12 protein-coding genes are annotated in these 12,474 nt (G+C 32.1%); 5 read left to right on the top strand and 7 right to left on the bottom strand.

Features of this window, described 5'->3' with window-relative positions; genetic code table 11:
- Nucleotides 1–3: 3 nt before the first annotated feature.
- The 3 genes from ACRHNM_RS09270 to recQ form a co-directional block, all read right to left on the bottom strand.
- Nucleotides 4–609, bottom strand: a complete 606-nt coding sequence (locus ACRHNM_RS09270; RefSeq protein ID WP_431135876.1) for a MarR family winged helix-turn-helix transcriptional regulator — start codon at nucleotides 607–609, stop codon at nucleotides 4–6.
- Between the two features lie 139 nt (nucleotides 610–748).
- A complete protein-coding gene (locus ACRHNM_RS09265; protein ID WP_431135875.1) occupies nucleotides 749–982 on the bottom strand; it encodes a thioredoxin family protein in 234 nt (77 codons plus the stop codon).
- Nucleotides 983–1,147: 165 nt separating this feature from the next.
- Nucleotides 1,148–3,349 carry a DNA helicase RecQ gene (gene recQ, locus ACRHNM_RS09260; protein ID WP_431135873.1) on the bottom strand — a complete coding sequence of 734 codons (2,202 nt, stop codon included), beginning with the start codon at nucleotides 3,347–3,349 and terminating at the stop codon, nucleotides 1,148–1,150.
- Nucleotides 3,350–3,435: 86 nt separating this feature from the next.
- Here recQ and ACRHNM_RS09255 point away from each other — a divergent pair, with 86 nt between their 5' ends.
- From ACRHNM_RS09255 to lptB, 3 genes are all read left to right on the top strand, one after another.
- Nucleotides 3,436–4,401 carry a KpsF/GutQ family sugar-phosphate isomerase gene (locus tag ACRHNM_RS09255; protein ID WP_431135871.1) on the top strand — a complete coding sequence of 322 codons (966 nt, stop codon included), beginning with the start codon at nucleotides 3,436–3,438 and terminating at the stop codon, nucleotides 4,399–4,401.
- Complete coding sequence (tatC, locus tag ACRHNM_RS09250) at nucleotides 4,401–5,231, top strand: twin-arginine translocase subunit TatC (protein WP_431135869.1); 831 nt, start codon at nucleotides 4,401–4,403, stop codon at nucleotides 5,229–5,231. The genes ACRHNM_RS09255 and tatC overlap by 1 nt, the downstream gene beginning before the upstream one ends.
- A gap of 200 nt (nucleotides 5,232–5,431) precedes the next feature.
- Nucleotides 5,432–6,175 carry an LPS export ABC transporter ATP-binding protein gene (gene lptB / locus ACRHNM_RS09245; RefSeq protein WP_431135867.1) on the top strand — a complete coding sequence of 248 codons (744 nt, stop codon included), beginning with the start codon at nucleotides 5,432–5,434 and terminating at the stop codon, nucleotides 6,173–6,175.
- 40 nt (nucleotides 6,176–6,215) lie between these two features.
- Here lptB and ACRHNM_RS09240 read toward each other — a convergent pair whose 3' ends face one another.
- The 3 genes from ACRHNM_RS09240 to ACRHNM_RS09230 form a co-directional block, all read right to left on the bottom strand.
- Entirely contained in the window at nucleotides 6,216–6,758 is a 543-nt protein-coding gene (locus tag ACRHNM_RS09240) for a serine acetyltransferase (RefSeq protein ID WP_431135865.1), read from the bottom strand.
- A gap of 199 nt (nucleotides 6,759–6,957) precedes the next feature.
- Nucleotides 6,958–7,833: a DUF808 domain-containing protein gene (locus ACRHNM_RS09235; protein ID WP_431135864.1), complete on the bottom strand. Its 876-nt coding sequence runs from the start codon at nucleotides 7,831–7,833 to the stop codon at nucleotides 6,958–6,960.
- 27 nt (nucleotides 7,834–7,860) lie between these two features.
- Complete coding sequence (locus tag ACRHNM_RS09230) at nucleotides 7,861–8,616, bottom strand: CDP-alcohol phosphatidyltransferase family protein (protein ID WP_431135862.1); 756 nt, start codon at nucleotides 8,614–8,616, stop codon at nucleotides 7,861–7,863.
- 198 nt (nucleotides 8,617–8,814) lie between these two features.
- Between ACRHNM_RS09230 and ACRHNM_RS09225 the strand changes: the two genes are divergently transcribed.
- The gene (locus ACRHNM_RS09225; protein WP_431135860.1) at nucleotides 8,815–9,885 is read left to right on the top strand and encodes a PorV/PorQ family protein; all 1,071 of its coding nucleotides are present in this window, start codon (nucleotides 8,815–8,817) and stop codon (nucleotides 9,883–9,885) included.
- A 12-nt stretch (nucleotides 9,886–9,897) separates the two neighbouring features.
- Entirely contained in the window at nucleotides 9,898–11,067 is a 1,170-nt protein-coding gene (locus tag ACRHNM_RS09220; protein WP_431135858.1) for a DUF4105 domain-containing protein, read from the top strand.
- Nucleotides 11,068–11,069: 2 nt separating this feature from the next.
- Here ACRHNM_RS09220 and ACRHNM_RS09215 read toward each other — a convergent pair whose 3' ends face one another.
- Nucleotides 11,070–12,464: a sugar transferase gene (locus tag ACRHNM_RS09215; protein WP_431135856.1), complete on the bottom strand. Its 1,395-nt coding sequence runs from the start codon at nucleotides 12,462–12,464 to the stop codon at nucleotides 11,070–11,072.
- Nucleotides 12,465–12,474 lie beyond the last annotated feature (10 nt).

Raw genomic sequence — 12,474 nt, 5'->3', positions numbered from 1 at the left:
GTCTTAAGCTTTTTCTTCAAACTCAGGACAATCTAATCTTATATCTTTATGTAATAATTTTTTTTCGAGTAATCTGCAATAATCGGAATCGTCTTGTCTTTGATAATATTTACAACCGAAACATGTGCGCTGAACCGTTAGCGTTCCATTTTGATTCAGTTTATAAATTAATTCGCTTAAAGTTTTGAATACATCTTCAAGTTCGGCTTGTTTAAGCTTATTCATTTGCCGCTTCAAAGGATTAGCAAAATTATTAGTTTCGGATACCATTTGTTGTCCTAATTGAGATAAATGAATACTGTAAGTTCGACTATCGCTGGATGAGTAATCTTTGAGAATTAATTGTTTTTTATCTAGGATTTTAACAGCATCACTAATGGTAGGTTTGGTGACGTTAAACTCTTTAGCCAAATGACTTACATGACATAATTCTTGTTTGTGATAGGCTACAAAAATTAAAATCTGGATTTGTATCGGACTTAAACCGACTTGCTTAGCTTTTTCCCAAAGTAAAACTTTAAATACTTCAGAAATACGCTCAAGACCAGAAACAACTTTACTTGAAAGGTTTTCTATCTGATGATTGGGATTAAAAATACTGTTATCCATTATAAAAAAAGCCTGTCGGATTTTTATCGACAGGCAAAGTTAGTCATCCTAATTAAATTAATCACAATTTCCTACTATAGAATAGCTATAATTTAAAAGCATTTTATTTTAATTAGTAGTCCTAACTAATAAGGTTGTGTCATCCTTTTACATCAGCCATTGAAGCTCCAAAATTAATATGCAAAATATTTCCATTTGGAGTTCGTAAAGCTGGCACTGACTCTACTCCTGCTTTTTCTGCCTCTTGAATCCTTGATCTGTCAAGACCAATATTTACAATTTCAACGTTTTCTGAACCAACCAGATTGATGATGTCATGTTCTGCGCTTATACAAACTGGACAGCCTGCATGATAAAAAATTGTCTTACTCATCTTAGTTTATTTAAAATTATTGCACTATTGCATTACAAATATAGTTAGGATTCCTTACTTTTAAAAATTTTAAACAAGAAAATAATCATTTAACATAAAAAATTGTTAGCAAAGTTATTACAAGCCTAGAAGCAATCGTGACTAAGTATAGATGTAAATTAGAAATTAATTTGCTACTTCGCTCATAAACTTAATACGATACAAACGGAGTTCTTCTTCTTCATAATCTCCATCGAACTCTTCAATAGCATCAGAAATTTTATCGGTTTCAGATTCCATAAAGTACTCATGAATTTCTTCCTGTTGCTCTTCATCTAAAATTTCATCAATCCAGTAATTGATGTTGAGTTTTGTTCCAGAAAAAACAATGGCTTCCATTTCTTTAGTAAAATCTGCCATACTCATGCCCTTAGATGATGCAATATCATCTAAACGTAACTTCCTATCTACATTTTGAATTATATATAGCTTTATAGCAGAATTTGAACCTGTACTTTTAACTACGAAATCGTCAGGTCGCATAATGTCATTATCTTCAACATATCTGGAAATGAGTTCTATAAAGTCTTTTCCGTATTTATTTGCTTTACCATCACCAACACCATGAACATGACTTAACTCTTCTAAAGTAATAGGATACTTTAAGGCCATATCTTCTAAAGAAGGGTCTTGAAAAATCACAAAAGGTGGCACACCTAATTTTTTAGCATTGCGTTTTCTAAGGTCTTTAAGCATACCCATTAATTTCTCATCGGCTACTCCTCCACCTCCTTTAGCTGCTGTAATAATCCCATCATCAGATGTTTCGTCAAAGACATGATCTTCAGTCATCATGAATGATTCTGGCGACTTTATAAAATCATGACCTGCCTGAGGCAAACGTAAAACGCCATATGTTTCAATATCTTTTTTCAGGAAACCTGCGACTAATACTTGACGAATTAAAGCCATCCAATAGCGTTTATCGCGATCTTTTCCAATTCCGAAGAAAGGCAATGTATCCGTTTTGTGTGAAGAGATTAAAGCATTTGAGTGTCCAACCAATACATTAACCAAATCTTTAGATTTATATTTTTCGTTGGTTTTGTCAACCGTTTCTAGTAAGGTGACCACTTCTGCTTTAGCTTCATGTTGTTTTTTAGGATTACGAACATTATCGTCCATATCTCCTCCTTCTCCGGTTTCATTGTCAAACTCCTCACCAAAATAATGCAATATAAATTTACGTCGAGATACAGAACTTTCGGCAAAAGCCACAACTTCCTGCAGTAGTGCCTGTCCGATTTCCTGTTCAGCAACAGGTTTACCAGACATAAACTTTTCTAGTTTTTCAATATCCTTATAAGCATAATAAGCTAAGCAATGACCTTCTCCTCCATCACGTCCTGCTCTACCTGTCTCCTGATAATAACTTTCGATACTTTTGGGCATATCGTGATGTATCACAAAGCGTACATCTGGTTTGTCGATTCCCATACCAAATGCAATTGTAGCCACAACTACATCAGCATCTTCCATAAGAAACATGTCCTGATGTTTTACTCTGGTTTTAGGATCTAAGCCAGCGTGATATGGCACTGCTTTTATACCATTAACCTGAAGTACTTGAGCCAATTCTTCAACACGCTTACGACTTAAACAGTATACAATTCCAGATTTTCCTTCATTTTGTTTCACAAAACGAATGATATCTGCATCAACATTTTTAGTCTTCGGACGTATTTCATAATATAAATTTGGCCTGTTAAATGAAGCTTTAAATGTAGTAGCATTGGTGATATCTAAACTTTTTAAAATATCTTCTTGAACTTTAGGAGTTGCAGTTGCAGTTAAACCTATAATTGGAATATTGTCTCCTATACGCTTGATTATATGCCGAAGATTTCTGTATTCTGGTCTAAAATCATGTCCCCATTCACTGATACAATGTGCTTCATCAACTGCCATAAATGAAATTGTAACAGACCTTAAAAACTCTACATGCTCTTCCTTAGTTAAAGATTCTGGAGCCACATATAACAGTTTAGTAATTCCATTTGTGATGTCTTCTTTAACGCGTTTTACTTCCGTTTTATTTAACGAAGAATTTAATACATGAGCGACACCTTCTTCATTAGAGATCCCTCTAATGGCATCAACTTGGTTTTTCATTAAAGCTATTAATGGAGATACGATAATTGCTGTACCTTCTTTTATCAATGCTGGAAGTTGGTAACACAATGACTTCCCTCCTCCTGTTGGCATTATAACAAATACATCCTCACCAGCAACAACACTTTGTATGACACTCTCCTGGAGTCCCTTAAATTTAGAAAAACCAAAGTACTGTTTTAGTGCAGAATGTATATCAATTTCTTTTATACTCATTAATCCCTATTAGTATTTTTGATACATTTGCATAAGACTAAAGATAACAATTTCTTTAAACTCATCAAACTCAAAAAAAATTAATTTTGAATAGTATACAATCTATCCTAGAAACCGCTAGAAAAACCATAGATTTAGAACGTGATGCCATAGCTAATCTCAGTCATTTATTAACCGATGACTTCGCAAATGCCGTTTCATTGATATATAACTCTAAAGGTCGTGTTATTATTACAGGAATTGGTAAAAGTGCAATAATCGCTAATAAAATTGTAGCAACTCTAAATTCTACAGGAACTCCATCTGTATTTATGCATGCTGCAGATGCTATTCATGGTGATTTAGGGTTAATTTTAGAAGATGATGTGGTGATTTGTATTTCAAAAAGTGGAAATACACCTGAAATAAAAGTTTTAGTGCCTTTAATTAAAAATGCACATAACAAAATGATTGCTATCACAGGTAACGATAAATCATTTCTAGCATTACAATCAGATTATATACTTAATACTTATGTAGAACAAGAAGCTTGTCCGAATAATTTAGCACCAACAACAAGCACTACCGCTCAATTAGTGATAGGTGATGCCTTAGCTATTTGTTTATTAGAGTTACGCGGATTTTCAAGTAAAGATTTTGCAAAATATCATCCTGGTGGAGCCTTAGGGAAACGCTTATATTTGCGTGTAATTGATTTGTCATCGGTTAATGAAAAACCTAAAGTAAATTTAAACACTTCAGCCAAAGATGTTATTGTTGAAATTTCTGAAAAAATGCTTGGTGTTACTGCTGTAGTCGATAACAATAAAATTGCTGGTATTATAACGGATGGAGATTTAAGGCGAATGTTAACTAAAAGTGATAATTTTATTCACTTATGTGCAAAAGATATTATGGGTAGTAATCCAAAACGAATAGACGAAGATGCGATGGCTATTGATGCCATGGAACTCATGGAAGAACATGGAATTTCACAATTATTAGTTGAAAAAAATGGAGAATATGCTGGCGTCATTCATATTCATGACTTAATTAAAGAAGGTATTATATAATGGGAAAAAAGAATACCGATGAAATGTCTTTTTTAGATCATATTGAAGACTTAAGATGGCATTTAATACGCATCACACTTTCAATTTTAATTTGTGCAACGGTTGCTTTTATCTTTAGCGGCTTCATTTTTGAACACATTATTTTTGCGCCCAAGCGTATGGACTTTCCAACGTATAAATGGTTGTGCCAGGCTTCACAATTTATAGGTGTTAATGATACAACGTTTTGTGCTGCCGAATTCCCATTTAAAGTTCAAAGTAGAACTATGGCAGGTCAGTTTTCTGCTGATATATGGACGTCTATATTTGCAGGTTTTATACTGGCATTCCCTTATGTGATTTATCAATTATGGAGTTTTATTAGTCCTGGATTACGAAGTAATGAACGTAAATATTCAAAAGGATTTATATTTATGACTTCTTTTTTATTCTTTTTGGGTGTATTATTCGGTTATTACATCGTAACACCATTATCAATTAACTTTTTAGGAAACTACAGTGTAAGTTCTGAAATTTCAAATGAGTTTGATATTAGTTCTTATATTTCAATAATACGATCCTCTAGTTTAGCTTCTGGACTTGTATTTGAACTGCCAATTATTATATACTTTTTAACTAAAGTTGGATTGGTAACACCAAAAATCATGAAGAAATACAGAAAGTTTGCTCTGGTCATTGTTTTGGTACTTTCTGCAATTATTACACCTCCAGATTTAGCCAGTCAGATTATTGTGGCTATCCCAATTTTAGTATTGTATCAAGTGAGTATTTACATATCAAAAGTTGTATTAAGAAACTTAAACAAGAAGAAGAAGAAAAAAACGGTCTGATATGGTTTGCAGATTCAAAACCTATCACATTGGAAGTTAAGAGGTATAGGAATTAAATTCTAATGAAACCAAAAACACCAAATTCCAAAATCTTGAAACAAGATTAGTTTTATTTTGTTTTATAAGGGTTTATTAACAGCATGCGTTAAACTTATAATAAACAAAAAGCAACTCCTGGTTAATTTATTATTTTAGCAACTATGAAAAAATTAAGAGCCGAAAATTTAATGAAATCCTACAGCGGAAGAAAAGTCGTTAAGGATGTATCATTAGAAGTCAACCAAGGTGAAATTGTAGGTTTACTTGGACCAAATGGTGCTGGTAAAACGACATCTTTCTATATGATTGTTGGACTTATCAAACCTAATGGTGGCAATATTTTTCTTGATGATACTGAAATCACATCGTTTCCTATGTATAAGCGTGCTCAAAATGGTATTGGATATCTAGCACAAGAAGCTTCTGTATTTAGAAAGTTAAGTATTGAAGATAACATTCTGAGTGTCTTACAAATGACCAAACTCAGTAAAAAAGCACAGGAAGATAAGATGGAGTCTTTAATTGAGGAATTCAGTTTGGGCCATATTCGTAAAAACAGAGGTGATTTATTATCTGGAGGCGAACGTCGTCGTACCGAAATTGCCAGAGCTCTTGCTACTGATCCGGATTTTATTTTGTTAGATGAACCTTTTGCTGGTGTTGATCCTGTGGCTGTTGAAGATATTCAGAGAATTATAGCGCAACTGACAAAAAAGAATATTGGCATCTTAATTACCGACCACAATGTACAAGAAACTTTAGCGATTACAGACCGTACATATTTAATGTTTGAAGGAAGTATATTAAAAGCTGGTAAACCTGAAGAATTAGCCGATGATGAAATGGTTCGAAAAGTATATTTAGGTCAGAACTTTGAGTTGCGCAAGAAGAAATTAGAATTTTAAACAGCCATAACAAACAAAACATAGCAACTTTAAAAATAAGCTACACTCTGTTCGTTTTGTTATAAACTTTCGCAGGAACTCCCATTAAAATACTACCATCTGTCAAACAACTTTCAGTTACACAAGCAGATGCACCAATAATAATATCGTTTCCAAGCTGCAAAGGACCAACTACAGTAGCATTAGCTCCAAATGTACAATTATTACCTATTATAAATTTATCTTTACTATGTTCTGTTTTAATCCCAATAATATTCCCTCCAGTTAAGGTCAAATTTTCTCCAATATTCGTTCGCCATGAAATTACGCATCCTACTGAAGGATGTAATACAGATAAGCCTCCTTTTATATTAGCTTTATAATGAATTTCAATATTAGAATAAGATTGTAATATATTGAAAATTGGTATAAATGGAACTCTAATAATTCCATAAGCCTTACCAAAAACTAAAAAAAAACTACGCTCTAACCTATAGAGTAAAATTCCCCAAAAAGAACGCTTTAACCAGACATGTAAAATTCTTATTTTACGTTTACCAAGCATACGCTTAACATCTTTGACAAAAAACTGTATTTGAGTCATCTAAAAAAGCGGTGTGTTATATGTGTTCAGAATTCTTACTTTCATCAATTAATTTTATCTTATAACAGCAGTTTAATAAATTTCGAAATGATCTTCAACCCTTAAAACAATTTGATTTACAGCTACTTAAAACCCATATAAACTCTAAAGTATCGAGCACAGTTCCTGCTAAAATACACAAACACTTAGTTTATGTATTTTATTTTTTAAAAAAACGAATCATCTTTTTTATAAATTTAACCACTATAAGAGCAACAGCACCTACTAGCAATCCTACAATAAAATCTCTAAGTATAGATGGTAGCGCTTCTAAAAAATGATGTAAAAACTCTAAGTTATGTACAAATATTCCACCAGAAACTAATAGTAAAGCAATCGTTCCTATGACAGATAAACTCTTAATTATTTTAGGTAAAGCTTTTACTAAGATATTTCCGATAGTATAAGACACACCTTTCTTGTCTTTGCTCATTTTAATTAACCGAAACCCTAAATCATCCATCCTAACAATAAGAGCAACAATACCGTAAACTCCAACAGTAGCAATAACAGCAACTATAGACACTACCAAAACCTGAAATAGTAATTCTCTTCCAACAACAGTTCCTAAAGCGATAATTATAATTTCTACTGAAAGTATAAAGTCGGTAAGTATCGCTGATTTTATTTTAGATTTTTCTAAAGCTAAAAGTTCTTCTTCAGAAAAATCAGCTTTTAATTCGACAACTTTTTCATGTTCATGTGGCACAACATATTCATAGATTTTTTCTGCACCTTCATAAGCGAGATAGACTCCACCAAGTACGAGGATAACAATTACTGCCCAAGGTACAAAGGCACTCAATAAAAATGCTAACGGTAAAATGATTAACTTATTTAACATTGAGCCTTTGGTGATTGCCCAAAGCACAGGAATTTCTCTGGAGGACACAAAACCAGAAGCTTTCTCTGCATTAACAGCCAAATCATCACCTAAAATACCAGCTGTTTTTTTTGTGGTAATCTTACTCATAGCAGCCACATCGTCCATAAGTACTCCAATATCATCTAATAATGCAAAAAATCCTGATGCCATGAATTATAAAGTTAGCTATTACATAAATTATTTAGTGGTTACATTTTTAAGTACCGAAAGCACAATGTATAGTATGATAATTAAAGGAATTGCAATAAAATGAAAAGCAATCATTAAAAAAATGCTCAACACAATCAAAGTATATCGAAATTTATTATCTGAAAAACTATAATTTTTGAATTTTAAAGCAAAGAGTTTGATATTTGAATTTAAGATGTAACAACTTCCAATTGTTAACCCAATTAAGAACCATTGATTAGAAATAAGTGAATTAAAAAAACTACTATTCTGAAATTCAATAATCAAAGGTAATGACAAAATAAGCAAGGTATTCGCAGGTGTTGGTAAACCTTTAAAATAACTTTGTTGATCTTCATCAATGTTAAACTTAGCTAAGCGATAAGCTGATGCTAGTGTAATAAACAATCCTACTAAGGGCATAAAACTAATAGATATTGAATCCCATGTTGTCGTCGAACTCCATTCTGTTTTTGTAAACATTTCTGGTGCCACCATACTCATAGATATCAATTTATACATCACAATTCCAGGCACTAATCCGCTGGTAACCATGTCTGCTAAAGAATCCAGTTGAATTCCTAATTCACTTTGCACATTAAGTTTTCTGGCTAACAGACCATCAAAAAAATCAAAGAAAATACCTAAAAACACAAATATAGCAGCTGCCACAAAATTATTATTTACAGCGAATATGACTGCAATACTTCCACAGAATAAATTAAGAAGTGTTATAAAATTAGGAATAAATCGTTTTATAGACATGCACAAAATTTATGTAAAAATAGCAAACTATTTTCGACTAAACCACTTATTGATTGAATTAACAGAGGAAGAAAATCGTGATTTCTATATTTACAATTTGATTATTAATCCGATTCATACCAAAGACATACAATAACTCCCTCATTTTACAGTTTAATAGATGAAAAATATTATGCATCTTTGTAAAAAATCTTGCTGTTGAAAAAATACTTACTCATCGTATTGTCATTGATGACACTGATAGGCTCTGCGCAAACCGTTCGTAAATACTCAAATGAGTTTTTAAATATTGGTGTTGATGCAGCTGCCTTAGGAATGAGCAATGCTGTGGTTTCACACACATCTGATGTTAATTCTGGATATTGGAATCCTGCTGGATTAGTACAATTAGAAGACAACCAATTAGCCGCTATGCATTCTAGCTATTTTGCTAATATTGCCAACTACAACTACATCGCTTTTGCAAAACCACTAGATGATAAAAGTGCTATTGCAGTATCCTTAATCCGTTTTGGTGTTGATGATATTTTAGATACTACCCAATTAATTGATGATCAAGGAAATATTAATTATGATCGTGTAAGCTTATTCTCAACAGCAGACTATGCGCTAACTTTTTCATATGCCAGAAATTTACCTATTCCAGGTTTAAGTTATGGAGTTAATGCTAAAGTTGTTAGGCGAATTATAGGTGATTTTGCTGATTCTTGGGGATTTGGTTTAGATCTTGGTATTCAATTTGAGTCTGATAATGATTGGAAGTTTGGAATCATGGCAAGAGACATTACAACAACATTTAATGCCTGGTCTTTTAACGATGATAAACTTGAAGACATTCAAAATGCGATTGAAGGCCAAAACCAAACGGTTCCTGAAAGCACTGAGCTTACCATTCCAAAATTACAAATTGGAATGTCGAAGAAATATTTCTTTCGTTATGATTACTCATTATTAGCTTCTTTTGATTTAAATGTGAGATTTGAACAAAATAATGATCTTATTTCAACATCTTTCGCAAGTATTAATCCTGCATTAGGGTTTGAATTTGGATATACAGACCTGGTTTTTCTAAGAGCCGGTGTTGGGAATTTTCAAAATGAGTTACAATTAGATAATTCTGAAAACCTTACCTTTCAGCCTAGTCTGGGCTTAGGCTTTAAATACAAAGGCATATATGTAGATTATGCATTTACAGATATAGGAGATCAAAGTGTCGCTCTGTATAGCAATGTGTTTTCTCTAAAGCTCGATTTTAGTATCTTTAGATAAGCATACACTCTTATGAAGCAATACGTATTACTTTTTTTATTCTTACTAACGACAATAATTACACTAGGACAACAAAGACCGTTGTCACCACAAGCAGAAATTTCAGTTTTAACCATTGGTCCTGGCGATAATCTTAACGATGCTTTTGGACATAATGGTTTCAGGATTAAAGATAATCAACTGGGTTTGGATGTGGTTTATGGTTATGGCGAATATGATTTTGACACACCTAATTTTTATTTGAAATTTGCGCAGGGAAAACTGAATTATCTTATTAGTAAACATTCGTTTTCGCAATTTTATAAAACCTACCAATATTACGACAGAACAATAGAAGAACAGGTTTTAAATCTATCAACTTCAGAGAAACAACAACTTTATGATTATTTAGTTACTAATTATAAACCTGAAAACAGAAAATACCTCTATGATTTCTTTTATGACAACTGTGCCACCAAAATTAGAGATGTTGCAAAAATCACTACTGATAATGCAATTGTATTTTCAACACCTAAAGATTATACACCTCAAACGTTTAGACAACTCATACATGAACATGTAGGATTAAATTCTTGGGGAAGTTTTGGAATAGATATGGCTTTAGGTTCTGTTATTGATAGAAAAGCCACACCTTACGAACAAATGTTCTTACCTAAATACATTCATGATTTTTTTGAAGAAACTAAAACAGACCACTCAGAAAACTTTGTAAAAAAATCAACTACCATCTACAAAAAAAAGAAGCCAAACAACAGTGCAAACTTCATTTTAAGTCCGTTAATGATCATGAGTCTAGTAGCTGTTTTAATTCTGTTTGTTACTTATTCAGATAAAAAACACAAACGACGAAGTACGTGGCTGGATGTAGCAATTTTTGGATTGACAGGTTTATTAGGTATTCTCATGCTATTTTTATGGTTTGGTACCAATCATTCTGCAACCGCACAAAATTACAATATGCTATGGGCTTTTCCTCTAAATCTATTTATGATTGGACAGCTATTAAAACCAAAGGTAAAAACCTGGTTTAAAAGTTATTTGAAATTTTTAATTATCATGTTTTTCTTGTTAACCTTACATTGGATTATTGGTGTTCAGGTGTTTGCTATAGCATTAATTCCTTTACTGATGGCTTTATTTGTAAGGTATATTTATATCCTTAAGTATTTCAACAGAGCTTAAATCTACTGACCACGATAGTATAATATTGTACTTAAGGTTTTGACTACAATATTTAAATCCAGAAAAACACTTCTATGTTTAATATAATATAAATCGTATTGTAACTTGGTTAAGCTATCATCAACAGAAGACCCATAACGTGTTTTAACTTGAGCCCAACCAGTAAGTCCAGGTTTTACTATATGTCTGGTTTCATAAAAAGGTATAATTCTAGACAATTCATTAACAAAAAAAGGCCGTTCTGGTCTTGGGCCAATAATACTCATTTCACCTTTTAGCACATTATAGAATTGTGGGATTTCATCCAATCTAGAGCGTCTCAGAAATCTACCAAAAGTGGTAATTCTAGTATCATTTTTTTCTGCCCACTTTGCTCCATCACGTTCGGCATTTACAATCATGCTTCGTAATTTCATAATTTGAAAAATCTTTCCGTTTTTACCAACACGTTCTTGAGTGTAAAACAGAGGACCTCTGTTTGCTATTAAGTTTCCGAGCAAAATAACTGGCATTAATACAAGACCTATTAACAATCCAATAATTGAAAATAAAACATCAAAGGTTCTATGAAAAAACAAATACAATGTGTTTTGATTACTTCTACTGAAAGGAAAATATTTATAGAAATCTTTACCTACAAACTGAATAGGTACGCGATAAGTAATTTCCTCATAAACTTGTGTATATTCTCTAATTGTAAAACCATGTTCTAATAAATTGATTAAATCGTGGTATATTTCAGAAGTTATCGTTTCTGAATCGTAACTGGCTACAAGAATCTCAGAAATTTTATGTTTTTGAATGACATCCATAAGCTCATATGGTTGGAATTCTTTTAAGCCTCTAAATTTTATAGGAGCATTTGTTTCCTTTTCACAGTTAATAAATCCTATTATTTTGTAGTTAGGATCTGTTTCTTTTAAAGGCTTAATGATATTTTCAATATTAGAAATCTCGCCAACTAGGAGTACTTTTTTATAAAACCGAGGAGAAGAAATTAGAGTAGTGTATGCTAGACGCCACAAAAACAACATTACAATTATCGTTAAATAAAAGTAGAGGATTTGCAATCTGTTCTCAGGTAGAAATGGAGTAAAAAATGGTGTTAACAAATAAAACAGAACTGTTGTTGAAGCTGTAATTACAATGTTTCTAAACGTAACATCCAGTTTGTCTGATTTTTGAAGGTCGTAGATTTCAAAAATAGTTCCAAAAACAGAAATATATAAAACCAATACAAATAGAGCTATTGTGTTTTGGTTATTAATCATTAAATAATCAAAATCAAGGAACAATTCAATAAGATATAATCCACCAAAAATGAATAAAATATCAAAAATTCGTAAGAGAATCTTGCGTTCAGATATCTCAAAATGTATGCCTTTCTTTTTGGTCATTTATTCAAAT

Source organism: Psychroserpens mesophilus (assembly GCF_050617655.1).
Taxonomy (GTDB): Bacteria; Bacteroidota; Bacteroidia; order Flavobacteriales; family Flavobacteriaceae; genus Psychroserpens; species Psychroserpens mesophilus_A.
Note: the sequence above shows the minus strand (reverse complement) of the source record. Positions and strands in the feature narration are given on the sequence as shown.